22 protein-coding genes are annotated in these 24331 nt (G+C 66.1%); 9 read left to right on the forward strand and 13 right to left on the reverse strand.

The features are described from left to right. Nucleotides 1–17: 17 nt before the first annotated feature. Both nagZ and AC1DYL_RS21825 read right to left on the reverse strand, forming a co-directional pair. Nucleotides 18–1040, reverse strand: a complete 1023-nt coding sequence (gene nagZ, locus AC1DYL_RS21820) for a beta-N-acetylhexosaminidase (protein ID WP_477174760.1) — start codon at nucleotides 1038–1040, stop codon at nucleotides 18–20. After that, on the reverse strand, nucleotides 1037–1897 hold the full coding sequence (locus AC1DYL_RS21825; protein ID WP_477174761.1) for a MurR/RpiR family transcriptional regulator: 861 nt from the start codon (nucleotides 1895–1897) through the stop codon (nucleotides 1037–1039). The genes nagZ and AC1DYL_RS21825 overlap by 4 nt, the downstream gene beginning before the upstream one ends. 146 nt (nucleotides 1898–2043) lie before the next feature. Here AC1DYL_RS21825 and murQ point away from each other — a divergent pair, with 146 nt between their 5' ends. From murQ to AC1DYL_RS21860, 7 genes are all read left to right on the forward strand, one after another. Next, on the forward strand, nucleotides 2044–2979 hold the full coding sequence (gene murQ / locus AC1DYL_RS21830) for an N-acetylmuramic acid 6-phosphate etherase (RefSeq protein WP_477152132.1): 936 nt from the start codon (nucleotides 2044–2046) through the stop codon (nucleotides 2977–2979). Nucleotides 2980–3059: 80 nt separating this feature from the next. Next, nucleotides 3060–4580, forward strand: coding sequence for an ABC transporter substrate-binding protein (locus tag AC1DYL_RS21835; RefSeq protein WP_477174762.1), 1521 nt, complete (start codon nucleotides 3060–3062; stop codon nucleotides 4578–4580). A gap of 52 nt (nucleotides 4581–4632) precedes the next feature. Then, nucleotides 4633–5592, forward strand: coding sequence for an ABC transporter permease (locus tag AC1DYL_RS21840; protein ID WP_477158876.1), 960 nt, complete (start codon nucleotides 4633–4635; stop codon nucleotides 5590–5592). Beyond that, entirely contained in the window at nucleotides 5592–6431 is an 840-nt protein-coding gene (locus AC1DYL_RS21845; RefSeq protein WP_477174763.1) for an ABC transporter permease, read from the forward strand. Before AC1DYL_RS21840 ends, AC1DYL_RS21845 begins: the two co-directional genes overlap by 1 nt. Continuing rightward, on the forward strand, nucleotides 6428–8158 hold the full coding sequence (locus AC1DYL_RS21850) for an ABC transporter ATP-binding protein (protein WP_477174764.1): 1731 nt from the start codon (nucleotides 6428–6430) through the stop codon (nucleotides 8156–8158). Before AC1DYL_RS21845 ends, AC1DYL_RS21850 begins: the two co-directional genes overlap by 4 nt. Beyond that, nucleotides 8155–9159, forward strand: coding sequence for a serine hydrolase domain-containing protein (locus AC1DYL_RS21855; protein WP_477174765.1), 1005 nt, complete (start codon nucleotides 8155–8157; stop codon nucleotides 9157–9159). Before AC1DYL_RS21850 ends, AC1DYL_RS21855 begins: the two co-directional genes overlap by 4 nt. Before the next feature lie 9 nt (nucleotides 9160–9168). Then, nucleotides 9169–10284 (forward strand): anhydro-N-acetylmuramic acid kinase, encoded by a 1116-nt coding sequence (locus tag AC1DYL_RS21860; protein ID WP_477174766.1) that lies wholly within the window; start codon nucleotides 9169–9171, stop codon nucleotides 10282–10284. Here the strand turns inward: AC1DYL_RS21860 and AC1DYL_RS21865 are convergent. The 6 genes from AC1DYL_RS21865 to AC1DYL_RS21890 form a co-directional block, all read right to left on the reverse strand. Further along, nucleotides 10281–10703, reverse strand: coding sequence for a GNAT family N-acetyltransferase (locus AC1DYL_RS21865; RefSeq protein WP_477174767.1), 423 nt, complete (start codon nucleotides 10701–10703; stop codon nucleotides 10281–10283). The genes AC1DYL_RS21860 and AC1DYL_RS21865 overlap by 4 nt on opposite strands. A 122-nt stretch (nucleotides 10704–10825) precedes the next feature. Beyond that, nucleotides 10826–11797, reverse strand: a complete 972-nt coding sequence (locus tag AC1DYL_RS21870) for an ABC transporter ATP-binding protein (protein ID WP_477174768.1) — start codon at nucleotides 11795–11797, stop codon at nucleotides 10826–10828. Next, nucleotides 11794–12765 carry an ABC transporter ATP-binding protein gene (locus tag AC1DYL_RS21875; protein ID WP_477158869.1) on the reverse strand — a complete coding sequence of 324 codons (972 nt, stop codon included), beginning with the start codon at nucleotides 12763–12765 and terminating at the stop codon, nucleotides 11794–11796. The genes AC1DYL_RS21870 and AC1DYL_RS21875 overlap by 4 nt, the downstream gene beginning before the upstream one ends. Beyond that, nucleotides 12762–13691: an ABC transporter permease gene (locus AC1DYL_RS21880; protein ID WP_477174769.1), complete on the reverse strand. Its 930-nt coding sequence runs from the start codon at nucleotides 13689–13691 to the stop codon at nucleotides 12762–12764. The genes AC1DYL_RS21875 and AC1DYL_RS21880 overlap by 4 nt, the downstream gene beginning before the upstream one ends. After that, nucleotides 13688–14611, reverse strand: coding sequence for an ABC transporter permease (locus tag AC1DYL_RS21885; RefSeq protein ID WP_477152121.1), 924 nt, complete (start codon nucleotides 14609–14611; stop codon nucleotides 13688–13690). The genes AC1DYL_RS21880 and AC1DYL_RS21885 overlap by 4 nt, the downstream gene beginning before the upstream one ends. A 57-nt stretch (nucleotides 14612–14668) precedes the next feature. Then, nucleotides 14669–16141, reverse strand: a complete 1473-nt coding sequence (locus tag AC1DYL_RS21890; RefSeq protein ID WP_477174786.1) for an ABC transporter substrate-binding protein — start codon at nucleotides 16139–16141, stop codon at nucleotides 14669–14671. Nucleotides 16142–16320: 179 nt separating this feature from the next. Between AC1DYL_RS21890 and AC1DYL_RS21895 the strand changes: the two genes are divergently transcribed. Continuing rightward, a complete protein-coding gene (locus tag AC1DYL_RS21895; protein WP_477174770.1) occupies nucleotides 16321–17106 on the forward strand; it encodes an IclR family transcriptional regulator in 786 nt (261 codons plus the stop codon). 70 nt (nucleotides 17107–17176) lie between these two features. After that, on the forward strand, nucleotides 17177–17908 hold the full coding sequence (locus tag AC1DYL_RS21900) for a ribonuclease activity regulator RraA (protein ID WP_477174771.1): 732 nt from the start codon (nucleotides 17177–17179) through the stop codon (nucleotides 17906–17908). A gap of 54 nt (nucleotides 17909–17962) precedes the next feature. Here AC1DYL_RS21900 and AC1DYL_RS21905 read toward each other — a convergent pair whose 3' ends face one another. From AC1DYL_RS21905 to AC1DYL_RS21925, 5 genes are all read right to left on the reverse strand, one after another. After that, nucleotides 17963–19972, reverse strand: a complete 2010-nt coding sequence (locus AC1DYL_RS21905; RefSeq protein WP_477174772.1) for a family 20 glycosylhydrolase — start codon at nucleotides 19970–19972, stop codon at nucleotides 17963–17965. 69 nt (nucleotides 19973–20041) lie between these two features. Then, nucleotides 20042–20908, reverse strand: coding sequence for a MurR/RpiR family transcriptional regulator (locus AC1DYL_RS21910; protein WP_477158866.1), 867 nt, complete (start codon nucleotides 20906–20908; stop codon nucleotides 20042–20044). 40 nt (nucleotides 20909–20948) lie between these two features. Beyond that, complete coding sequence (locus tag AC1DYL_RS21915) at nucleotides 20949–22025, reverse strand: ABC transporter ATP-binding protein (RefSeq protein WP_477174773.1); 1077 nt, start codon at nucleotides 22023–22025, stop codon at nucleotides 20949–20951. Nucleotides 22026–22101: 76 nt separating this feature from the next. Further along, a complete protein-coding gene (locus AC1DYL_RS21920) occupies nucleotides 22102–23301 on the reverse strand; it encodes an extracellular solute-binding protein (RefSeq protein ID WP_477152150.1) in 1200 nt (399 codons plus the stop codon). 94 nt (nucleotides 23302–23395) lie between these two features. Beyond that, nucleotides 23396–24238, reverse strand: a complete 843-nt coding sequence (locus AC1DYL_RS21925; protein ID WP_477152149.1) for a carbohydrate ABC transporter permease — start codon at nucleotides 24236–24238, stop codon at nucleotides 23396–23398. Nucleotides 24239–24331: the final 93 nt, after the last annotated feature.

The following is a 24331-nucleotide window of genomic DNA, read 5'->3' on the forward strand; positions in this document are numbered from 1 at the left end:
TCTTTGTCGGCGCCGCCTCAGGCGAGGCCGTTCTCCCGAAAAATCCCTTCGACTTCAGCATGGAGCGCAGTGGCATCCACGCGAAGGTTACCGCGTTTGCGCGTCGCGCGAGTGATTCGTTCAACCGTTTGCCCAGTTAGCGGGCGGGCGCCACTGGCTGCCGAAATACTGGCCTCGAGGCCACCCTGGGTCAGCAGCGCGATGTCGCAACCGGCATCGAGGGCGGCGGCGACACGCTGGGCCGGAGTGCCCTTCAGCGCCTCCATGCTGAGGCAATCGGTGATCAGCACGCCATCATAGCCGATATCGTTGCGGATCAGAGCGTAGACGTCGGGCGAAACCGAGGCCGCGCGCTGCGCGTCGATCTGGGTGAAGACCAGGTGGGCGACCATGGCCCAGGGGGTGTCCTTCAGCACGATGAACGGCACGAAATCGGTGGCCCGCAGGTCGTCGAGCGTGGCATCGACAACAGGGCAATCGAAATGCGGGTCGACCGTCACCCGGCCATAGCCCGGGATGTGCTTCATGATCGGCAGCGCGCCGACCTCGAGCATGCCGTCGATGACCTCGCGGGCGAGAGTCACCACCAGCTCAGGATCATCGCCGAAGGCACGCTGGCCGATCACGTCATGCGTACCCTTGCGGGCGAGATCGACCACCGGCGTGGTGCCGCTGTCGATGGTGAGATCGGTCATGATGGCGCCCATCGCCTGGGTCGAGAGGCGCAGGGCGCGCTTCGCCAGCGCGAGGTCCTTCTTGGCCAGCGCGCCGAACGCGCCGAGGCTGCGGAAGCTCGGCCAGTGGCCGTTATCGAGGCGCTGAACGCGGCCGCCTTCCTGGTCGATGAAGATCGGCGCGTCGGGGCGGCCGACGACGTCACGGAAATGGGCGCAGAGCCGGCGGGTCTGCTCGCGATTGTCGAGGTTGCGGCGGAACAGGAACAGCCCATAGGGGTTCGCGTCGCGGAGGAAGGCGATCTCGTCGGCAGTGAGTTCGTAGCCGGCAACGCCGACGAACAGGGCGAGGGGTGTGGAGGTCATACGGCCTGCTCGGGGTGGGTGACGTCGCGGGTGCGCTTCAGGGCGTCGATGGTCTGCTCGTAGCGCAGCCGGGCGACCCCCATGAACAGGCAGTCGACCAGCGCGAGCTGAGCGATACGGCTCACCATGGCGCCGGCGCGCAGCGTGCTCTCGCGGGCATGGGTGACGAGGCGTTCCTCGGCGGCCCGCGCCAGCGGCGATTCGCGCGAGCCGGTGATGGCGACAGTCAGTGCGCCGTTGTCCTTGGCGAGCTTGAGGAACTGCACGGTGTCGGCGGTGGTGCCGGAGTGCGAGAAGCCGATGGCGACGGTGTGGGCCGGCGACATCAGCGCCGCGGTCCACGCCTCGTGCGCGTCGGCCATGAGGAAGACGTTGCGGCCGACGCGGAACAGCTTGTGGTGCAGGTCCTGCGCGACGAAGTGGCTGGCGCCGATGCCGAAAAGCAGGATGCGTTCGGCCTGGTCGAGCGCCGTGACCACCCGCTCCAGTGTCTTGAAATCGAGGCTCGACACCGTCTCCTCGATGGCCAGCATTTCGAGCGAGGCGACCTTGGCGGCCATCTCCTCGAGCGTGTCGGTGCGGGCGATCTCGGCGCCGAGCGTCAGGCCGGAGCCGAACTGCGCCGCCTCCTTGCCGAGCTCGGTGGCGAGCGACATGCGAAGCTCGGCATAGCCGCTGACCCCAACGGCGCGGCAGAAGCGCACCACCGAGGCCACCGAGGTGCCGCAGGCTTCAGCGATCTGCGAGATGGTCTTTTCGAGCACGATCGCGGGGTTGTCGCGAATGGCCTTGGCGACCCGCCGCATCGTCGGCGTGAAGGTCGCGGCGGACGCCTCGATGTTCGACTGAATCCCCATCCGGACATTCATACCCACGCGAAACAAAAGTGCAACGCCTTCGGCCACACTGAAAACCATTGACAGCGAAAGCGCGGAGTTCCTACCTTCCAGCGACGCTCAGGAGCCCAGATGCCGCGCACCGAATCCCCTTGGGACACCCGTCGATGACCGCCGTTGTGAGGGACCGTAGGGTGCTGCTGAGCGAGCTCGATCGGCTCGTTTCCGAGGAGCGCAACCCGCGCACCATGGGCATCGATCTGATGTCGACGCCCGAGATCGTCGCGACCATCAATGGCGAGGACCGGCTGGTGCCCGAGGCGGTGGGCAAGACCCTGCCGCAGGTGGCGCAGGCGGTCGACCGGATCGTCGAGGCGTTCGGCAAGGGCGGGCGGCTGGTCTACATCGGCGCCGGCACCAGCGGACGGCTGGGCGTGCTCGACGCGTCGGAATGTCCACCGACCTTCGGCGTGCCACCGACGATGGTGGTGGGCGTGATCGCGGGTGGCCTCGGAGCGCTGGTCAGCGCTGTAGAGGGCGCCGAGGACAGCGCCGAGGGTGGCGCCGCCGACCTCCGCGCCATCGACCTCACCAATCGCGACGTGGTGGTGGGGATCGCGGTGAGCGGCCGCACCCCCTACGTCATCGGCGCGCTGAACTATGCCAAATCGCTTGGTGCGGTGACGGTAGGGCTCACCTGCAACCCGGCTTCCGTCATTGCCGGCATGGCCGATATCTCGATTGCGCCGCTGGTCGGTCCCGAAGTGGTCACCGGCTCGACGCGGTTGAAATCGGGCACGGCGCAGAAGCTGGTGCTCAACATGCTCTCCACTGCGAGCATGATCCGCATCGGCAAGACTTACCAGAACCTGATGGTCGACGTGCGCACCAGCAACGAGAAGCTGCTGGCGCGGGCGGTGCGCATCGTCATGCAGGCGACCGACTGCCCCGAGCAGGTCGCCGAAGATGCGCTGGAGCGCACCGGCAATGACGTGAAGCTGGCGATCCTGACTATCCTCACCGGCCAGAATGTCGAGGAGGCGCGTGCCGCCATGGCCGGCGCCGGCGGGTTTCTCAGACGCGCGCTCGAACCGGGCGCGTGACCACTAGACGACGTCCTGACGACTGGCTCGGAGCGGCTCCGCCGCCACCGGCCGAGACTGAAACAGAGAGGGAAAATACCATGCACTTGACCAACACCAAACGATTGCTCGCCGGCCTCGCCGTCGCCGCAACGCTGACCACCGCCTTCGCCCTGCCCGTGCAAGCCGCCAGCCTCCGCATGGCCTGGTCGCAGGATGCGACCGGGCTCGACCCGCATAAGCAGACAGCGTTCTCCTCGCTGCGCCTGCTCGAGCTGATCTACGAGCCGCTGGTGCGCCTCGACGCCAAGTACAATGTGTCGCCCGCCATCGCGACAAGCTGGGAATTCTCGGCCGACGGGCTGACGCTGACCTTCAAGCTCGACCCGAACGCGAAATTCTCGACGGGCGATGCGGTGACCTCCGCCGATGTGAAGGCCTCCTACGAGCGCCTGCTCGATGAGGCGACAGCCGCCGCGGCGCGTGCCAACTTCCTCTCAATCGCATCGATCGACACGCCCGACCCGCAGACCGTGGTGTTTCACCTGAGCCAGCCCGACGCGCCGATCCTCGTCGCCATGTCGGGCACCAACGCCTCGATCGTTCCGGCGAGCGCGGTGGCCGACGGCAGCATCGGCACCAAGGCCATCGGATCGGGCCCGTTCGTGCTCGACGAGTGGGATCCGAACGTGAAGGACGTGCTGAGCGCCAACCCGAACTGGGCCGGCGGCAAGGTCGGCGTCGACGGCATCACCATCTCGGTGCTGCCATCCGAGAGCGCCATCATCGACTCGATGCGCGCCAACCAGACCGACTTTGCGCTGTTCAACGATCCGACGGTCGCGACGCTCATTCCGGGCGAGCAGGGCATGACGCTCAACCGCATCCCGGGCCTCGCCTACAATGTGTTGCAGATGAACCCATCGCGGCCGCCGATGGACAACCTCAAGGTCCGGCAGGCTATCTCCTGCGCCGTCAACCGGCAGGAAATCATCGACACCGCGCTGATCGGCGAGGGCAAGGTCACCGGTCCCCTGACCATGGAAGCCTATGCTTCCGACCCCTCGACGCTGTTCTGCTATACGCAGGACGTCGAGAAGGCCAAAGCGCTGATGAAGGAAGCAGGCCAGGAAGCCGGCTTCTCGGTCGATGTGATTGCCGCGACCGGCGAGCCGCCCTACGCCGCCAACGAGGCGCAGGTGCTGCAGAGCCAGCTCGCCGCGATCGGCGTCAAGCTCAACATCAAGACCATGGACCTCAAGGTCTATGTCGACACCTGGCTGAAGGGTGATTTCGACATGGCGGTGGCCCAGAACGGTGGCCGCCCCGATCCGTATCCGATGTACAACCGCTACTTCACCAAGGACGGTAACCTGGTGAAGGTGTCGAACTTCGCCGATCCCGAACTCGACAAGCTGCTGCAGGAAGGCCGGGTCGAAACCGACGTCGCCAAGCGCAAGCCGATCTTCCAGCAGTTCGAGGCGCGCCTTGCCGAGCTGGCCCCGTGGGTATGGATTTCGAGCACCGTGACCTACACGGCAAACCTCGACAGCGTGAAGGGCTACGAGGTCAATCCGAGCGGGTTGCTGTTCTCGCTCAGCAAGGTGACCGTGGGTCAGTGATTGTTTGAGGCGGGCCCCGGGCCCGCCTCACCATGAAGCAGGTGCGGCCGACATGAACTATCTCACGCAACGGCTGCTGACGTTCCCGCTGGTCCTGCTGGGCGTATCGCTGCTGGTGTTCTTTGCCATCCGGCTGGTGCCCGGCGACGCGATCATCGCGATGCTGGGCACCGAGGCGGGATTGCTGACGGAGGCGCAGCGGGCTTCGCTGGCCGCCTATTTCGGCCTCGACCAGCCCATCTTCGTGCAGTACGGGCGCTGGCTTGCCGGGCTGTTCGAGGGCAACCTCGGTATCTCGGTGACCTACGGCAAGCCGGTGCTCGAGGTGATCGTCGCGCGCTTCCCGCTCACCCTCGAGCTGGCGCTCCTGTCGATGATCATTTCACTCGCCGTCGGCATTCCCGCGGGAGTCTTCGCCGCGACGCGCGCCGACCGCCCCTCCGACCTGGTGGTGCGGCTCTTCGCCATGCTCGGGCAATCGACACCGAGCTTCGTCGTCGGGCTGGTGCTGATCTACTTCCTCTCGGTGACCTTCCGCATGCTGCCGGCGATGGGCTCGTTCACCCCGCTGTTCGTCGATCCGATCGGCAACCTGAGCCAGATGATCCTGCCGTCGATCACGCTGGGCCTCAGCTTCGCGGCGGCGGTGACGCGCATCTCGCGCTCCGCCATGCTCGACGTGCTGAGCGACGACTATGTGCGCACGGCGCGCAGCAAGGGCGCCTCACAGCGCGATGTGGTCTGGGGCCACGCGCTGCCCAATGCCCTGATTCCGGTGGTGACGCTGAGCGGCGTAGAGTTCGGCTACCTGCTCGGTGGCGCCGTGATCGTCGAGCAGATCTTCGCCCTGCCGGGGCTCGGCCGGCTGACGCTCGACGCCATCAGCCAGCGCGACTATCCGCTGGTGCAGGGCGCGGTGCTTTTCATCGCCCTCAACTTTCTCGTCGTGAACCTCCTTGTCGATCTCGCCTATGCGGCGCTCGATCCGCGTATCCGGCTCGGGGGCAAGTGATGGAGTTGCTCAAGGCGGTGCAGCGGCACCCCAGTGGCCGGATCGGCGCGGCGATCATCCTGGTCTTCCTCATCCTCGCCGGGCTTGGTGCCATCGGCCTCACGCCGCACGATCCGTTGAAGCAGTTCATCGTCGACCGCCTGAAACCGCCCAGCGCCACCTACTGGTTCGGTACGGACCTCCTCGGCCGCGATACCTTCAGCCGCCTGATGCTGGGGATCAGCGAGTCCTTCATCGTCGCTTTCGCGTCGGTCGCTGTTGCGTCGACCGCCGGGGCGGTGATCGGGCTGTTCGCTGCCTGGTGGGGCCACCTGTGGGATGGCGTCTTGATGCGGACGATGGACGTGCTGCTGGCCTTCCCGGCGATTCTGCTGGCGCTACTGATCGTCGCGATCGAGGGGGCCGGGATGGTGACCAGCATCGTTGCGATCGGCATCGTCTACACGCCGATCTTTGCCCGCGTGGTGCGGGCGCCGGCGCTGGCGCTCAAGGCGCGCGAGTTCGTCGAAGCGGCACGCACCTTCGGCAGCTCGCAGGGCTACATCCTCACGCGGCACCTCCTGCTCAACCTCGTCGCGCCGCTGACGGTGCAGATCACGTTGGCGCTGGCCTGGGCGCTGCTGACCGAATCCGGCCTGAGCTTCCTCGGCCTCGGCACACAGCCACCGGCGCCGTCGCTGGGGGTGATGCTCGCCGAGAGCAAGTCGATGATGATGCGCGCACCCTGGCTGATGGTATTCCCCGGCCTCACTATCATGCTCGCCATCCTCGGCTTCAACCTGCTTGGCGATGCGCTGCGCGACATCCTCGATCCACGCACCCAGGGGAGAGCCGCATGACCGCCCTCCTCTCGGTCCGCGACCTCCGGGTCGGCTTCGGCCGTGATCCCAAGGCCAACGAAGTGGTCAAGGGCGTCAGCTTCGAGCTGCCCGCCGGCAAGACGCTCGCCATCGTTGGCGAGAGCGGCTCGGGCAAGTCGGTGACGGCACTGTCGATCAACCGGCTGGTCGATTTCGGTGGCGGCAGGATCACCGGGGGCAGCATCGAGCTGCAGCGAAGAGACGGCTCGATGCTCGACGTGACCACGGCAGACGAGCCGACGCTGACGCATGTGCGCGGTCGCGATATCGGCATGATCTTCCAGGAGCCGATGACCTCGCTCAACCCGGTGCACACCGTTGGCGCGCAGGTCGAGGAAGCCTTCCGGCTCAACCGGGGCCTCACCGGCGCCGATGCCACACGCGCTGCCCGCGAGGCGCTCGACCGGGTGCGCATTCCGGATGCGGCGCAGCGGCTGAAGTACTATCCGCACCAGCTGTCGGGCGGCATGCGGCAGCGCGTGATGATCGCCATGGTGCTGGCCAGCAACCCGCGCCTCCTGATCGCGGATGAGCCGACCACGGCACTCGACGTGACCGTGCAGGCGCAGATCATGGCGCTGCTGGCCGAACTCCGCGAAGAGCTCGGCATGGCGATGATCTTCATCACCCACGACATCGGCCTCGTCGCCGGCATCGCCGACGAGATCATGGTGATGCAGAACGGCGTCGCAGTGGAGCAAGGCGCGCTCGATGCCGTGCTCGACAACCCGCAGCATGACTACACGAAGCACCTGCTGAAGGCCGTCCCGCATTTCACCTTTGGCAACACGGTGCGCCATGACGGCGCTCGCACTGGCGCTGCGCCAATCGTCACGGTCGATAACCTGGCAGTGCGCTTCCCGGTGGTGAAGGGGCTGTTCCGTACCAAAGCCGGCGCAGTGCATGCTGTTGATGGCGTCGATTTCGACCTCGTGCCCGGCGAGACCCTCGCCATCGTCGGCGAGAGTGGCTCGGGCAAATCGACCACCGCCCGGGCGATCCTCGGCCTCGTCAAGGCAACCCGCGGACGGATCGAGGCGAAGTCGGGCCGCAGCGGCCGGCCGGTGCAGATGGTGTTCCAGGACCCCTATGCCTCACTCAACCCACGCCTGAACGTCGAGGGCCTGCTGGCCGAGCCTGCCATCGCCGCGGGCCAGCGCGTCGACGCCAAGCTGCGGGAACGGATGGCGTTCCTGCTCGAGCGCGTCGGCCTCACCAAGGATGCCCTCACCCGCTACCCGCACCAGTTCTCCGGCGGTCAGCGCCAGCGGCTCTGCATCGCCCGGGCCCTGATGCTGAACCCCGACGTGGTGGTGCTCGACGAGGCGGTTTCGGCGCTCGATGTCAGTGTCCAGGCGCGCGTCCTCGACCTCTTGATCGACCTGCAGCGCGAGTTCGGTCTCGCCTATCTGTTCATCTCGCACGACATGGCCGTGGTCGAGCGCATCGCCCACCGCGTCGCCGTGATGTATGCCGGCCAGATCGTCGAGATCGGCAATGCCGGCGCGGTGCTCGGCTCGCCGCTGCACAGCTACACCAAGCGCCTGATCGCGGCAGTGCCGGCGATCGAGCGCCGGCGCCAACACTTCACCGTGGACGCAACGCAAGTGCCGTCGCTGGTACGACCGGTCGGGTTCGAACCGGCACCGGCCAAGTGGCGCGAAGCCGGCGAGGATCATCGCGTGCGCGTGGAGGAAGTTGCATGAGCCTACACGCCACCCTCGATCGCGCCTTCGCGCCGCTGCAGGCGGCCGTGGAAGCAAAACGCATTCCCGGCGGGGTGCTCGGCGTCGTCGACCGTGACGGCAACCGGGCCGTGCGTTCGATCGGCTCGGCGCAGCTGGTGCCAGCGCACCGGCCGATGACCGACGATACCTGGTTCGATCTCGCTTCCCTGACCAAGGTGATCTTCACCACGCCGCGCATCCTTGATCTGGCCGAGGCCGGGACCATCGACCTCGACGCGCCGCTGATCTCGGTGATCCCCGATTTCCGCCAGTACAACCCCGACAACGCCTGGGAGCGGAAGCTCACTTTTCGCCAGTGCCTCGGACACCAGACGCCGTTCCCTGGCGTGGTGCCGATCTACACCTACGGCACCGACCCCAACCTCTTGCGCGCGTGGGTGCTGCAGAACGAGTGGCAGGCCGGGCCCCCGGTCTATTCCGACATCAACTTCATCCTCCTCGGCATCGCCCTCGAGCGGCTCAGCGGCAAGCTGATCCGCCAGCAGGACCCCGGTCCAGGCTTCGCCTGGTCCGCCGATCCGCAGCAGGCGGCGGCCACCGAGCGGGATGCCTGGCGCGACCGCGTCATCGTGGGCGAAGTTCATGACGAGAACTGCTACGCGCTGCAGGGCTCCGGCCATGCCGGCCTGTTCGGTACCGCCGCGTCAGTGCTCGGCTATGCGGAGGGGCTGCTGAGCGGCAAGGGCGCGGCGGCAAGCAGCATCGCATTGATGCGCACGCCGTTATCGCCCCGCCGCACGCACGGCTGGGAACAACCCTACGAAGGCTGGTCGGGCGGCGATCGCCGCTCGGCCGAAACCATCGGCCATACCGGCTTCACCGGCGTGGGCCTGTGGATCGACTTCGCCAGCGGGCGCGCCTGGACGCTGCTCACCAATCGCGTGCACCCCACACGGCACTTCGACAGCGGCATCATCGCGCTGCGCCGCGCGGTGGGTGACCTCGTGAACTCGGACTAGGAGACTGCCATGCAACCGATCTGGGCCGTGGGACTGATGACCGGCACCGTGCTCGACGGCAATATCGACGTGGCGCTGCTCAAAACCGACGGCGAGAGCATCGAGCGTTTCGGCGCCTACACGCTGGCCCCCTACCCCCAATCGATCCGCGACACGCTCGAAGAGACGCTGACGCAAGCGCGCACGTGGAATTTCGAGGGGCCCGATCCGGCGATTTTCGCCAAGGCAGAGGAGATGCTGACCCGCGCGCAGGCGGCGGCGGTGAAGGAACTGGTGGAGAGCGCCGGCCTCAGCATGGCCGATATCGGCGTCGTCGGCTTTCATGGCCAGTCGGTGCTACACCGCGCCCCACAGCCGGGCCGCATTGGCGCCACCCGCCAGCTCGGCGATGGCGAGCTGATGCATGAGCTGCTCGGTGTGAAGGTCGCCTACGATTTCCGCTCCGCCGACGTGCGGGCCGGCGGCCAGGGCGCGCCGCTCGCCGCAATCTATCACCAGGCGCTGCTGCGCAGCCTCGGCGCCCATGGCGAGACGGCCGTGCTGAACCTCGGCGGCGTCGCCAACGTCACTTACTGGGATGGCGCCGATCGGCTTGTCGCCTTCGACACGGGCCCTGCCAACGCCCCGCTCAACGACTTCATGAAAGCGCATGGCCTCGGCGACATGGATCGGGACGGTGCCTTCGCCCGCACCGGCACGGTGGACGAGGCACGACTCATGAAGCTCCTGCAGCACCCCTATCTCGCGGCGCTGCCGCCCAAGTCGCTCGATCGCTTCGACTTCACCTCGGCGATGGCCGACGGCCTTGATCCCGCGACCGGTGCAGCAACGCTCACGGCGTTCACCGCCGCCGCAGTCGGCAAGGGCCTGGACCTGCTGCCGAGCCGGCCAAAGAGGATCGTGGTCTGCGGCGGCGGCAGGCACAACCCGCTGATCATGGAAATGCTGAAAACGCGCGCCAACGTCGAAGCCGTCCCCGCCGAGGCGGTCGGCTGGCGCGGCGACGCCATCGAGGCAGAATGCTTTGCCTTCCTCGCGGTGCGGGTGCTGCGCGGCCTGCCGATCAGTTTCCCGACGACCACCGGTGCGCCGCACCCTCTGCTCGGCGGGCGCCTGGCGGCCTAGAGCCGTTTCTGCAGAAACGTCCGCGTCCGGCCTTTGGGAAAATCCTCCAGCGCGCCGAAAGGCACATAGCCGGCACGCTGATAGACCTTGAGCGCGATGGGGTTGAAGGTGTCGATGTAGGCGCCATGGCAGCCCCGCGTCCGCGCCTCGCCTTCAGCCGTCGCCAACATTCGGCCGGCCAGCCCCTCGCCGCGCCCCGCCTCGCCAACCCAGAGCCACTGCACGTAGAGCCAGCCCCAAGCCGTGTAGCCCGAAATCCCACCTGCTATCCCGCCCGCGTCATCACGCGCGACGACGACCAGTGGCTTGCGATCAGCCGGCCCGACATCGGCATCATTGAACGCCGCGAGGCGCCCCCCGATAACCTGGAGGTCCTCGGCCGATGGCGTGTCGGTGACGCTGATCACAAGGTCGCTCATCCGCCGGTTCCTACTTGATGATTAAGCGCGGGAGGCGAGCAGGATAGCCAGAGTCCATCGCCACGACGATGAGGATGGTTGGAGTATTCCCACTCCGGCCAGCCCGATCAAGCCTACCGCCACTATCGATCGCCCGGCGCCTCTGGGTAGTGGCAGGCGGTCATCAGCCCGCCCGGCTGGGCGGTCAACTCTGGTTCCACTTCGGCGCATTTCGACGTGGCTTTCCAGCAGCGAGTACGGAAGCGGCAACCGCTTGGCGGATTGGCCGGGCTCGGCAGGTCGCCGGCGAGCACGATGCGCTTCCGCTTGCCGCGCAGCGTCGGATCGGGCGTCGGGACGGCCGAAAGCAGCGCTTGCGTGTACGGGTGGCGCGGCGCGGTGAAGATCGAGTGGGTCGGACCGCTCTCGATGATGCGGCCGAGATACATCACCATCACCCGGTCCGACACGTGGCGGACGACAGCCAGGTCATGCGCCACGAACAGCATGGCGAGATTGCGCTCACGCCGAAGCTTCGCCAGCAGGTTGATCACCTGCGCCTGTACCGACACATCGAGCGCCGAAACCGGCTCGTCGCAAACCAGCAGCGACGGCTTGAGCGCGAGCGCCCGCGCGATACCAAGCCGCTGGCGCTGGCCACCGGAGAATTCGTTCGGATAGCGCTCGGCATGCTCGGCCCTCAGACCGACATCCGCCAACAGCCCCGCCACCTCGGTGCTCCACTGCCCCCTTGGCACCACATCGCGATGCAGCGCCCATGGCTCGGAAATGATCCGATCAACCCTCATGCGAGGGTTCAGGGACTGGTATGGATCCTGGAACACCACCTGCATCTTGCGTCGGATGGCGCGCAACTCCCCGCCTTTCGCTGCGGCGATATCGACACCGTCGAGCACCGCCGAACCGCTGGTTGGCGCGTTGAGCCGCAGCAGCGTACGAACGAGGCTGGTCTTGCCGCAGCCGCTCTCGCCGACCAGCCCCAGCGTCTCGCCCCGAGCGATGGCGAAGCTCACACCATCTACCGCCCGCACTGGCGCCGCCGGTGTGCCGAAATGCTTGGCCAGTGAGGAAACATCGAGCAACGGCGCCGTCATCGGGCATCCCCTGGGAAGTGACAGGCAACCTCGCGGCCAGGGCCCGCCGCTTCGAGCACGGGAACCACGGCAGCGCAAACCGCTTGCGCCCTCGGGCAACGCGTCCGAAAGGCACAGCCCGACGGAAGCGCGGCAGGATTGGGCGCCGAACCCGGAATAGGCACCAGCTCGTCACCGGACACATCAATGCGCGGCTGCGAGGCAAGCAAGCCCTGGCTGTAGGGATGTTGCGCCGTCGCGAAGAGCTCGAACACGCTCGCCGTCTCGACGATGCGCCCCGCATACATCACGGCCACGCGGTCGGCGATCTCGGCAACGACCCCGAGATCGTGGGTGATGAAGATCATCCCCGCCCCGCTGCGCTTCCGCACCGTATCGAGCAGATCGACGATCTGCGCCTGGATGGTGACATCGAGCGCCGTGGTCGGCTCGTCGGCGATGATGATGTCCGGCTCGAGCGCCACCGCCATGGCGATCATGATGCGCTGGCGCATGCCACCCGAGAACTGATGCGGGTATTGCTTCGCGCGCTGCGCGGGATCGGGGATGCCGACGGCCGCGAGGAGATCGATCACCGCCGCGTCGATGTCAGCGCCGCGCTTCTTGCCGTGGATGCGGAACATCTCCGCGATCTGCCAGCCGACCGTATAGACCGGGTTCAGCGCTGCCAGCGCATCCTGGAAGATCAGCGCGACCCGATCGCCGCAGATACTGCGGCGCTCTGCATGCGGCAGCTGAAGCAGGTTCGTCCCATCGAATTTGATGGTGCCGCCGGCGATCGCGCCCGGCGGTGTCGGGACCAGGTCCATGATGGCCGACGCCGTGACGCTCTTGCCCGAACCGCTCTCTCCAAGCAGCGCCAGCACCTCGCCGCGCTCGAGCGAAAACGACACCCCATTAAGCGCGAGGATACGGCCGGCTGCGGTATCGAAGGTAACGGCCAGATCGCGCACTTCGAGCAGGCTCATTTGCCGCGCCTCTGCGTTGTCAGGCGCCAGCGTTGCGACGGGTCGTTGACGATCCGGAACCAGTTGGCGAGCAGGTTGAACGACATGGTGGTCAGCATGACGGCGAGGCCGGGGAAGCAGGCCAGCCACCAAGCCGTGCCGAGATAGCCCTGCCCCTGCGCCACCATCAGCCCCCAGCTGACGCCGGGCGGCTGGATGCCGAGACCAAGATAGCTGAGGCCGGACTCGAACAGCATCACCATCGCGATGTTCACCGACGCGAGCGTCAGCATGGTGGGTGCGACGACAGGCAGGATGTGCTGCGAGATGATCCAAACCGGCCCTGCCCCGAAGGTGCGCGACGCATCGACGAAGAGCCGCTCACGCACTTCCAGCACGTCGGCGCGGGCGACGCGGATATAGGCGGGCAGCCGCGTCACCGCGAGGACGATGACGAGGTTGGTGACGCTAGGCCCGAACAGGTAGAGCGCGACCAGCGCCACAAGCAGTGTCGGAAAGCCCATGATGATGTCGGAAACGCGCATGATCAGCGTGCTGACGAGTCCGCCGAAATATCCCGCTACCAGCCCCAGCGCGGTGCCGACGACGAGGCTGCTGAGCACAGCAGACAAGGCAATGCCGATCGAGGCGGCGGCTGCATCGGCGAGCCGCGCCAGCAGCGAGCGGCCGAGTGCATCGCCGCCCAGCCACAGCGTCCAGTCGCGGCTGAAGTCAAAAGGCGGCAGGTTCCGCGCCTTGAGATTGACCTTGCCCGCGGCGGTAAACATCCCGCTTGCGTCGGCGATGACGAGGAAAAGTACGACAGCCAGCCAGGCCACGGCCGCCAGCGCCATCGGGTCGCCAGTGAGGGCACGACCCATCCATTTGACACGGCTCGCAGTTGAGGTCTTCGGCGCCAGGCCTTCGGCAGTGGCAAGCTCGGTCATTGATCGAGCCTCACGCGTGGGTCGATGGCGGCATAGAGCAGGTCGACGAGGATGTTGATGAGGAAGATGACGATCGCGACGCAGAAGATGCTCGCCTGCACCAGCGCGAAGTCGCGCTTCAGGATGCCGTCGATCAGGAGCTTGCCGATGCCGGGAAACCCGAACACCACCTCGACCACGCCACCGCCACCGGCGAACTGCGCAGCAAGATCGCCGGTGACGGTGATGGCCGGGAGGAGCGCGGTGCGGAGCGCATGGACGAATGTGACGCGTCCCTCGCGGGCGCCCTTGGCGCGCGCAGTCCGCACGAAGCTTGCATTCAGCGCCTCGATCATCGAACCGCGCACGATCTGCACCAGCGTGCCGAAGGGCCGCGCGAAGAGACAGGCAACCGGAAGCACCCAATAGATCGGCCCGCCAAAGCCCGACGTGGGAAGCAGCCTGAGCGTCACGGCGAACACCAGGATGCCCATCAAGCCCAGCCAGAAGTCCGGCACGCTGGCCGCGGCCTGCGAGACAAGATTGACTACTCGGTCGAGCGCCGCGCCGGGACGGAGCGCGGCGAGGGAACCTGCGATCACCGCGAGGACAAAAGCGATGGCGAGCGCAATAGCACCGAGCGCCAGCGTATTCGGCAACGCTTCCAGCACGACTTCGAGCGCCGGCCGGTTGCGCCAGAGCGAGGTGCCAAAATCGAAGCGCAGCATCTGCGCGCCCCAATCGAGGAACTGGGACCAGACCGGCTGGTCGAGCCCCAGGCGCACGCGCATCGCATCGCGTGCCGCGGCGGAGGCGTCGACCGGCAGGTAAAGGTTCACCGGATCGCCGGTCAGCCGGACGAGGAAGAACACCGCCACCATGAGACCGGCAAGGGCCAGCACGGCATAGCCGGCGCGTCTCAGGAAATAGGCTGGCGACATTGTAGGATCCTGTTGCGGCTCACCCGGCCGCAACCGGGTGAGCCATATGCGACCGCGTTAGCGATAGCGGATGGTCTTGAGCTTGATCTCGTTACCGGCCTGCACGTCTGGGACGTAGTCGACGTTCGGCGCGATGCGGGCACTGGTGACCATGTGGAACAGCGGCACGATGTTGATGTCGTCAACCGCGATATAGGCGAACGCCTGCTGGAACAGCTTCTGGCGCTCCTCCCCGGTCGCCTGCGACGCATCGGCGATCAGCTTGTCGAGCTCGGGCGAGGCAACGGTCGAGGTGTTGCCGTCCGACGTGAAGCGGTTGGGCAGCGTGAACACGGCGTCGCCCTGCGTATTGTCGATCTGCGTCTGGATCATGCTCGGCACCCGGCCGTCCTCGAACGGCTTGATCAGCTTCTCGATCCAGGGATTGGTCTCCATCATCTCGAGCCGGATGTTGAAGCCGGCGTCGATCAGCATGGCCTGGATCGCCTCGAGACTTTCGGACGAATTCGGATAGATGCCGATGCGGCCATAGAGCACGATCTCGGTATCGACCGGCACGCCGGCGGCGCGGGCTTCATCGAGCAGGGCCTTGGCCTTTGCCGGATCGTAGGGCCAGACCGGGATATCCGGGTTGTAGCCGATCACGCTCGGCAGCACGACCTGCATGGCCTTCCGTGCATCCGGATGAAACACCGTGCCGATCAGCCCGTCGCGATCAATGGCAAGGTTGAGTGCCTCGCGCACCCGCTTGTCGTCGAGCGGCGGAATGGCCTGGTCGATGCGCAGCAGCGACGTTTCGGCGTTGGGATAGGCCACGTCGTTCTCGGTCGTCGCATCCTGCGGCGCAATCTCGAAGGCGATCTGCGCCTCCCCCGTATCGACCATTGCAGCGCGCACCGCCGATTCCGACCGCCAGAGGATCGTCACGTTCGGGATGGTCGGCTTGTCGCCCCAGTAACCCTGGTACGCCGAAAGCACCACCGACTGCCCCTCGTTCCAGGCCGTGAGCTGGTACGGGCCGGTGCCCACCGGAGCGCGGGTCTTGGCGTCGTTCGGCGTCGCTGCCGGCGAGCCGATATCGAGCGCCGCCAGCTTGTTGGGCAGGATCGGCTCGACGACGTCTGTCATGACGCGCAGCGTCAGCGGGTCGACCACTTCGGGCGTGAACACGACATCCTTCAGATCGGCATTGGCCACCTCGCAGCCGAGATCGGCATTCTGCGCCCGGGTCAGGGCCGCAGCGACCGCACTGGCATCGAATGGCGTGCCATCGTGGAAACTCACGCCCGAGCGCAGCTTGAACTCCCAGGTCTTGTCGTCGATCCGCGACCAGCTCTCGGCGAGGCTCGGCAGCACGTTGCCATTGGCCGGGTCGAGATTGACCAGCGCCTCGGTGATATTGTTCCGCAACACGCGGGAATTGTTCGAAAGGTCCGTGTCGCACGGATCGAGCGACTTGGGCTCGTCGGTGACGACCACGGTCAGCGCATCAGATTGCGCGTAGGTGGGACCAGCGAAAACTGAGCCCATCAAGAGCGCGGCGAGCAGCGTGGCGCTCAGGTTGAGCGTCGACTTGTGAAGCATGTCATTCCTCCCTGTACCGACGCGCTCCGATGGACTAGGTTCCAAATGAGACATCGATGTGGCTATGTGACACCACATCTGAAGCGATGTGTCAACGTTGGTTCCAAATAGGGCATTTCTGTTTCATGGATGAACTCAAACATGGCTCTCCGGTCGTCGAGAAGACGGCGCACCTGCTGGGCGCGGTCGCCGAGGCCGGCGACGGCATCTCCTTGAATGAGCTGGTAGAAAAGCTGGGAGCAGCCCGCTCGACGGTCTACCGGATCCTCAACTCGCTGGCCGCGCACGGGCTGGTGGCGCGGGTGAACGGTGGGGCCAACTATCAGCTCGGCCCGCGCTTCATCGAGCTCGCCCGCCGGATTTCGCCGAACGCCGACCGGGTCACGCTGGTCGAGGCGGCACGCCCGATCATGCAGTCGGCGGCGGACCGTATCCACGAATCGCTGAAGCTCTCCGCCCCCGAGGGCGATGAGATGCTGACCATCCTGGCGGCGGCGAGCCCCGCGGAATATGCCCTTTCCGTGCGGGTCGGCAGCCGCTCGCCCAAGCATGTCGGCGCCGCTGGCAAACTCGCGCTCGCCTTTGCGAGCAGCGCCGACGTCACCGCCTATTGCGGTCGCGGCCTGGTAGCGCGCACGCCCTACACCATCACCGATCCAGAGGCGCTGGAAGAGGAACTGCGGCGGATCCGCGAAGATGGATTCGCCGAAGACAATCTCGAATCGGGGCTCGGCATCCGCGCCCTCGCCGCCCCGATCTTCGATGCCTCGAGCCGGCTCATCGCCGCCGTCAGCGTGCCGTTCATCGGCGATGCGACCCCCGAGCGAAAGCGTGCCATCCGCAAGGAAGTCATCGAGGTCGCCGATGCCTTGACCCGCCTTCTCGGCGGCACGTCGCCCGAAGCCAAATAAGAAACTTCTGGTTCTCTATTGAACTTTCGAACCGCTGTCTGCTAAGTGCCATGTAGCCAAGGAGGATTGCATGACACTATTGAGCGCCGAAACCCAGGCCAAGCTGAAGCGGACGAACTCGGCGACGCTCAGCTCGCTGCTGCTAAAACGCGGCCTGAGGAACACCGCTATCCGCGGCGTGCGGCCGCTTGGCAGCGCATCCGATCCCATGGTCGGCCCCGCGCTTACGGTGCGCTACATTCCGGCGCGCGAGGACATCGACGGCTCGGTGTACAGCTCGAGTCCGGACAACTTCCAGCGCAAGGCCATCGACACCATCGCCGAGGGCCACGTGCTGGTGCTCGATTGCCGCAATATGCCCGAGATAGCTGGCATCGGCGCCGTTCTCGCGCGCCGCCTGATCTACCGGCAGTGTGCCGGCATCGTGCTGGATGGTGGGGTGCGGGACACTGCCGATATCGCCGCCTTGGGGCTCCCGACCTTCTGCCTGGGCCCCGCGGCGCCGGCAAACCTCGTTGCCCATCACGCCTCCGACATGAACCAGCCGATCGCCTGCGGCGGCGTCGCCGTCTATCCCGACGACATCATGTTCGGAGACAGCGAGGCCGTCATCGTCATCCCGCGCAAATGGGCAGATGAAATCGCCGACGAGGCCCTGGCGATGGACCTGCAGGAAGAGTTCCTGAAATCCGAAATCGAGTCCGGCAAGTCCACCTTCGGCGTCTATCCGCCCAATGCAGAGACTGTCGAACGCTACAAGGTCTGGCAAGCCGCCAACGCTCCGGCTCTCGACAACGCCTAGGATCCAGCCGCCGCGCAGACGAGCGCGGCCTCATTTGCGACTGCTGCGACGTCCTTACTCGGCCCAGTTGCCATACATGATCGGCATCAGCCCGACGAGGGTGCTGAAGCGGTTCCAGGACTTGCGCTCCGGCATCGTCCAGCCGGACTCGGCGACCGCCGAGAGGCGCGGGAACACCAGGCGATCGAAGATGGCCCGGTCGGTCATCGACTCCGACCAGATGCAGGACTGGATACCGAGCAGGTGTTCCAGCCCCTGTTCGGAAAAGCCGGCGCGGGCATCGAACTCGTAGGTTTCCTGCGGCCCGGACCAGCCGGCCCAGCCGGCGCCGGGTTCGGCCCACGACACGCCATTGGCCATGTCCAGATAGTAGCGCTGGCCGGGCGAAACGACGATGTCGTAGCCCCGCTCAGCGAGCGCGGCGTTGATCTCGACGTTGCGCCAGCCAATGACGTAGGCCTTGTTCCGGTCGACCGCGTCGCCATGCGCCGCCTCTTCCCACCCCCCCGTGATCGCGCCCTTTCGCTTGATGATCTCATGCACCCGGCGGATGAAATGGGCCTGGAGGATCGCTGTCGGAGAGCCTTCGATCTCGTCGGCGCCATGATGGTTGCCGAGTTGGTTGAACTGGCTCTCATGCTTCTTGCGCATCTCGGGCCCTGCCAGCTTTTCGAGCAGGTCGAGCGCCAATGGCGAACCCGACCATGCGGCCAGCGGCACTTCATCGGCCCCAATATGAAAGATGCCGGCGGGGAAGAGGTCGAGTACTTCCTCGACCACGGTTTCGACGAAGCGGTAGACGGGCTCATGCGCCGGGTTGAGGCTGTTGTTGGGGAAGCCCTGCACCGACTGGTACTCGCCCTGCTCCGCCGGATCGCGCAGTTCAGGCACCGACTGCAGCGCGGCATAGAAATGGCCCGGCATGTCGATTTCAGGGATGACCGTGATGGCAAGGCTGTCGGCCAGCGCCACGATCTGCCGGATCGTCGCCTTGGTGTAGTAGCCACCCGTCGGCTGCGGACCTGAGCCAAGCAGCGGCGGCAGGGCCTTGCCGTGGCCGCGCCAGGCGCCGACCTCGGTGAGGGCCGGATAGGCATCGATCTGGACGCGCCATGCTTCGTCCTCCGACAGGTGCCAGTGGAACCTGTTCATCTTGTTCCAGGCCATGAGTTTCAGCAGCCGGCTGACCTCGGCGCCGGTATAGAACTGACGCGCCACGTCGAGGTGGCAGCCGCGATAGACGAAGCCCGGAGCGTCGGTAATGGCACCGCCGGTCGGGAAGACGAACGTCGTTGGATGCTGGCGGGCGCCGCGGAGGATATGGCCGAGAGTCACGAGGCCATAGAACATGCCCTGCCGCGTGGTCGCCGAAACCGTGGCGCTGTTTTCGGCAAAGCGCACCTCATAGGCCTCGGGGCCCATGCCGGCCGTCTCGACCACGTGCACTGGCATGCCGGCTTCCGAAGCGGGACGGACGATCGCTTCGACCGGGAAGAGATCGTCCACGAGGTCGGCGAACGCCGTGGCAGCGCGGTTGGCGGCTTCACCCTCGGGCTTGAGATCGAAGCCGACCGGAGCGATGCGCGCGCCGGTCGTGGCGACCGACTGCGGCCACGGGATGATGGAGACGTCGACCGCCGCCTTGGTCGGCACCGGGAAGCGCGCCGCGCCCTTCAGCAGCGGAGCGTTGTTGCCCTTGCCCTTTGTTGGCAGCGTCGGCAACGCCACCAGCGTACCGTCTGCAAGCACGACATAGCCGGTATTGGCGCCATCGCTCCAGTGGCGAAGGCCGTATGAAAGGCCGCGAGCGGTGGCGACCCAGGTGGCGCCGGGCGCGAGCACATAGCCATCGGGCGGCGCAATCAGCGTGTGGTTGGAGAGGCGCTTGAGGAGCTTGCCATTCTCCAGCGTCGCCTGCGGATCGATGCGGGCGGGACCGGAAAAACCGAGCTGGAAATTGCTGACGGGCGTGTCACCGGTATTGGTGAGCTCGATGCCATAGCCGAGCGGCTCGCCGTCCTTGGCCGGCGTCCAGGTGGTGACGAGCGAAAAACTGATGGGCATGGCAAAGATCCAATCTTGGAAAGCGACGCACCGGCCGGTGCGGTGAGGCAATGGAAGGAAAGGCGGCCGCTAGTCTCCAAGCGGCTGGGCGTCGTCCCCGTCGCGGTTGACGACGAGTTGGTGTTTGATCCGGCGCATGCTGTCGATGGCCGAAACACCGAGGCGGGTGGCGACCGTCTGCGCCAGAATGTCGACGGTGGCGAGAAAGGCATAACGGCCGGGAGTGGGCCGCAGGATATCGGTGTTCTCCTCCCGGTCGATCGGCAGCAGGATGTCGGCCTGCCCCGCTACAGGCGAGCCCGAGCGGGTGACGACGATGCGCGTCAGCTGGTTGTCGCCCGCCGCCGAGAGCGCCTTCACCAGCGGCAGGTTGTTGCCGCTCAGCGAGAACGCAATGACCACCGTGCCGGCAGGCGCGCCCGCCGCCCGCATCATCTGCGCCTGATGGTCGAGCGACGATGAAACCGCCAATCCGAGCCGGAACAGGCGGGTTTCCGTTTCGGCCGCAACCATCGACGAGGCGCCGCCCGAACCGAAGGCGAGCACATAGTTCGCCTTCGCGATCGCCACCGACGCCCGCTCGATGGCGTCGAAATCAAGCCGGTCGAAGGTCTGATAGATGGTCGACTGGATGCCGTTGACCACTCCCTGCGCGATCTCTCGGACGTGCTTGGGTCCTGCGTCGGTGGTAAAGTAGCGCTGCCCGACGAACCGGCTCTGGGCGAGGCGGACCCGGAACTCACCGTAGCTGGCGCAACCAAGGCGCCGGCAGAAGCGCGTCACCGTGGGCGGCGAGACCTTGGCCTGCGCCGCCAGGTCGACGATGGATAGGGTCAGCGCCGCATCGACGTCGGCCAGCACGATTTCCGTGAGCGCGCGCTCCGACGGCGTGAAGGTGTGCTTCTCCGTCTGCAATAGGCCAACAAGATCGACCATTGCCCCTCCCCGGCGCCCTGCTCGGGGGCGCGTCGTGGTGCTAATAGACGGCATTGCCCGCGGCGTCGAACAGATGCGCGGCATCGAGCGAGAAGCTGGCCTCCACCGCTACGCCCTCGGCAACCTGCGGGTCACCTTCGAACAGCGCAATGAAACTCTCGCCGGCAGGTAGCGTGGCATAGAGCACGGTATGGATGCCCAGGTGCTCGATGATCCGCGGCACGAGGTTGAGGGTGAAATCCTTCTTGCCCAGCGAGAAGTGCTCGGGGCGCACGCCGATCGTCACCGCCTCGCCGACCAGGTGCATCGCCTGGCGCGGCAGCACCAGCGTACCCAGAGCGCCCAGATCCACGGTGACCTGGCTGCCGTCGGCGGCGGTACAGCGGCCGGCGATGAAGTTCATCTTCGGGCTGCCGATGAAGCCGGCGACGAACATGTTGTCGGGCTTGTGATAGAGCTCCAGCGGCGAGCCCACCTGCTCGATCTCCCCGGCGCTCAGCACCACGATCTTGTCGGCCATGGTCATGGCCTCGACCTGGTCGTGGGTCACATAGATCATGGTCGAGCCGAGCCGCTTGTGCAGTTCCATCAACTCGATGCGCATCTCGGAGCGGAGCGCAGCATCGAGGTTGCTGAGCGGCTCGTCGAACAGGAAAATCTTGGGTTCGCGTACAATGGCGCGGCCGATGGCGACGCGCTGGCGCTGGCCACCGGACAGGGTTCCGGGCCGCTGCTGCAGCCGGCTTTCGAGCTGCAGCACCTTGGCGGCCTTCTCGACGCGGGTGGTGACCTCGCTGTTGGGCAGTTTCTCGACCCGCAGCGGAAAAGCGATGTTCTCGAACACCGACATGTGCGGGTAGAGAGCGTAGGACTGGAACACCATGGCGATGCCGCGCTTGACCGGCGGCAGATCCTTCACCGGCTTGCCACCGATGACGATCTCACCCTCGGTGACGTCCTCGAGCCCGGCGATCATCCGCAGCAGGGTGGACTTGCCGCAGCCGGACGGGCCGACAAAGACGACGAACTCGCCTTCGGTCACCTCGAGGTCGATGCCCTTGATGATCTCGATTTCGGCGAAGGATTTCTTGAGGCGCGAGAGCGTCAGCTGGCTCATGCAGGTCTCCAACGGGCCCGCTCGGCGGGACGGATGGGCCGGCCGCCGCGCAAGGCGGCGACCGGCGGAGGCAACGTTACTTGTATTGCTCGAGGTCGGCGGCGGCCTTGGTCAGCGCCGCCTGCGGCTCGGCTGCACCGGTCACGACGGACTGCACCATCTCGATCATAGTGTTCTGCAGGCCGATGTAATCGGTAAACAGCGGCTCCGGACCACCGAACGCGATGCCGTCGAGGAACGGCTTCCAGTACGGCGTCTTGGCCACGAGTTCACTGGTCTGCGGCTCGAGCGGACGGAGCGGGGTCAGGCCCTGCGCCATCTCGGCGGCCCACTGGCGCTCACCGGTGGTGATGTACTTGGCGAGGCTGATCGCCTGATCCTCGACGCCGGTGCCCTTGAACACCGCCAGCGAGTCCGTGATCAGCAGCGTACCCGGGCCCTTGGCATCGGGGCCAACCGGCAGCGGAGCGACGCCCCAGTTCATCTTGGCTTCGTCAGCGCGCAGCGCCGCGCCGACGCCACCCTGGATCATGCCCAGCTTGCCGTCGAGCCAGATCGAGCGAACTTCGTTCTGCTCATAGGCGGTCGGGCCCTCTTCCGCGTAAGGAACGATGTCCTTGAGCGCGGTCAGTGCGGCGAGGTTCTGCGGGCTGTCGAGGGTGATGTTGCCGTCGGCGTCGATCACCGAACCGTTGTTGGTGTAAACCCAGTGCAGGAACTGGTGCATGGTGTTGTCGAAGGTCTTGGCGACGACACCGAAGCCTGCCGCGTCGGTCTTGTCGGCGATCTGCTTGGCGAAGGCGATCTCTTCGGCCCAGGTCTTGGGCGGAACCTCGGGGTCGAGCCCCGCGGCCTTGAACAGGTCCTTGTTCCAGAACAGCGCCTTGGTCGAGAAAGCGACCGGAACGCCCCACTGGGTGCCTTCGAAGGTCACCGTCTCGGGCACGAAGTTGTAGTAGGAGGCCTTCTCCTCGTCCGTCATCGGGATGGGGACGATCAGGTCGTTCTGCGCGAACTGCTTGAGCGTACGCGAGCCGACATAGGCAAGCCCGACCGGGGTGCCGGCGGCGGCGAGCGTCGTCACTTTGTCCTGGCACTGGCCCCAGCCCACGACCTCGGGGACGACCTTGAAGCCCGGATTGTCGGCTTCCCACGCGGCGAAGTAATCCGCGTAGCCGGCCGTCAGTTCGTCGCCGCAGTTGATGAAGGTGATTTCCTTGACGTCCTGCGCGATGGCAGGAGCGGCACCGGCGAGCGCCAGAAGTGACACGGCCAGCAGTGATGTCGTTCTACTCACGTTAGTCTCCCTTGTTGCTAGCGCGTCCCCCAGGAACGCGTGCTTACCCCCGGCCGGGATCGACACCCCGGCCTTACTGCTTGATCGCCCCGGCGGTGAGGCCGGCGACGAGGTAGCGCTGCAGGAACACGATGATGATCATGACCGGCAGGATTCCGACGAAACTGGCTGCCATCAGCTCGTTCCAAACCACTTCCTGCTTGCCGAAAAAGGCGAAGAGGCCGATCGGCAGGGGCATGTATTCGGTCTTGGAGTTGAAGGTCAGCGCGAAGATGAACTGCTGCGCGTAGGCACCGATGAACGTCATGATGGCGACGACCACGACGCCCGGCATGGCAAGCGGCAGGATGACGCGGCGCATGGTGTAGAGCCGCGAGGCCCCGTCCACCCAGGCCGCCTCGTCCAGCTCACGCGGGATGCGCATCAGGTAGGTGCGAAGCAGCCAGATGGACGATGGGATGAGGAAGGCCGCGCCGGGGATGATCTGGGCCCAGTAGGTGTTGAGCAGGCCCACCGTGCGCATCAAGCGGAACAGCGGGATCAACAGCACCGCGCCCGAGAACATGTTGACCGCCAGGAACGCCGCGAGCAGCACGCCGCTGGCCGGGAAGTTGAAGCGGGCGAAGGCGTAGGCCGCCGGCACCGCGACCGTCACCACGATCGCCGTCTCGATGGTCGAAATCAGCAGTGAATTGAAGATGTAGCGGCCCAGGCTCGGCACGCTCGTCCACATGTTGATGTAGGCGTCGAACGAACCGTTCTTGGGGATGAAGCTGTAGGGCGTCGAGAACAGCTGGGCGAGCGGCTTCAGCGAGACGAGGAAGCCCTCGACGAACGGCGCCAGGACGAACGCGAGGAACACCGCGATGCCGGCATAGAGCGCCACCATTTCGTACCAGCGATAGCGGTCGATCATCGGCTTGCCGGTCACCGCGCGGGCGCGGCGGGTCCTGGTGGCGGGCGCGGCAGGAGCTGCGATGACTCCGGTCGATGCGGCAGTGCGGGCGAG

It is taken from the genome of Devosia sp. P1_H9, from assembly GCF_056405135.1.

Bases quoted from the DNA above. Each gene is read 5' to 3' on its own strand.
- nagZ (WP_477174760.1), bottom strand. From the start codon at position 1,040: ATGACCTCCACACCCCTCGCCCTGTTCGTCGGCGTTGCCGGCTACGAA.
- AC1DYL_RS21825 (WP_477174761.1), bottom strand. From the start codon at position 1,897: ATGGGGATTCAGTCGAACATCGAGGCGTCCGCCGCGACCTTCACGCCG.
- murQ (WP_477152132.1), top strand. From the start codon at position 2,044: ATGACCGCCGTTGTGAGGGACCGTAGGGTGCTGCTGAGCGAGCTCGAT.
- AC1DYL_RS21835 (WP_477174762.1), top strand. From the start codon at position 3,060: ATGCACTTGACCAACACCAAACGATTGCTCGCCGGCCTCGCCGTCGCC.
- AC1DYL_RS21840 (WP_477158876.1), top strand. From the start codon at position 4,633: ATGAACTATCTCACGCAACGGCTGCTGACGTTCCCGCTGGTCCTGCTG.
- AC1DYL_RS21845 (WP_477174763.1), top strand. From the start codon at position 5,592: ATGGAGTTGCTCAAGGCGGTGCAGCGGCACCCCAGTGGCCGGATCGGC.
- AC1DYL_RS21850 (WP_477174764.1), top strand. From the start codon at position 6,428: ATGACCGCCCTCCTCTCGGTCCGCGACCTCCGGGTCGGCTTCGGCCGT.
- AC1DYL_RS21855 (WP_477174765.1), top strand. From the start codon at position 8,155: ATGAGCCTACACGCCACCCTCGATCGCGCCTTCGCGCCGCTGCAGGCG.
- AC1DYL_RS21860 (WP_477174766.1), top strand. From the start codon at position 9,169: ATGCAACCGATCTGGGCCGTGGGACTGATGACCGGCACCGTGCTCGAC.
- AC1DYL_RS21865 (WP_477174767.1), bottom strand. From the start codon at position 10,703: ATGAGCGACCTTGTGATCAGCGTCACCGACACGCCATCGGCCGAGGAC.
- AC1DYL_RS21870 (WP_477174768.1), bottom strand. From the start codon at position 11,797: ATGACGGCGCCGTTGCTCGATGTTTCCTCACTGGCCAAGCATTTCGGC.
- AC1DYL_RS21875 (WP_477158869.1), bottom strand. From the start codon at position 12,765: ATGAGCCTGCTCGAAGTGCGCGATCTGGCCGTTACCTTCGATACCGCA.
- AC1DYL_RS21880 (WP_477174769.1), bottom strand. From the start codon at position 13,691: ATGACCGAGCTTGCCACTGCCGAAGGCCTGGCGCCGAAGACCTCAACT.
- AC1DYL_RS21885 (WP_477152121.1), bottom strand. From the start codon at position 14,611: ATGTCGCCAGCCTATTTCCTGAGACGCGCCGGCTATGCCGTGCTGGCC.
- AC1DYL_RS21890 (WP_477174786.1), bottom strand. From the start codon at position 16,141: ATGGGCTCAGTTTTCGCTGGTCCCACCTACGCGCAATCTGATGCGCTG.
- AC1DYL_RS21895 (WP_477174770.1), top strand. From the start codon at position 16,321: ATGGATGAACTCAAACATGGCTCTCCGGTCGTCGAGAAGACGGCGCAC.
- AC1DYL_RS21900 (WP_477174771.1), top strand. From the start codon at position 17,177: ATGACACTATTGAGCGCCGAAACCCAGGCCAAGCTGAAGCGGACGAAC.
- AC1DYL_RS21905 (WP_477174772.1), bottom strand. From the start codon at position 19,972: ATGCCCATCAGTTTTTCGCTCGTCACCACCTGGACGCCGGCCAAGGAC.
- AC1DYL_RS21910 (WP_477158866.1), bottom strand. From the start codon at position 20,908: ATGGTCGATCTTGTTGGCCTATTGCAGACGGAGAAGCACACCTTCACG.
- AC1DYL_RS21915 (WP_477174773.1), bottom strand. From the start codon at position 22,025: ATGAGCCAGCTGACGCTCTCGCGCCTCAAGAAATCCTTCGCCGAAATC.
- AC1DYL_RS21925 (WP_477152149.1), bottom strand. From the start codon at position 24,238: ATGATCGACCGCTATCGCTGGTACGAAATGGTGGCGCTCTATGCCGGC.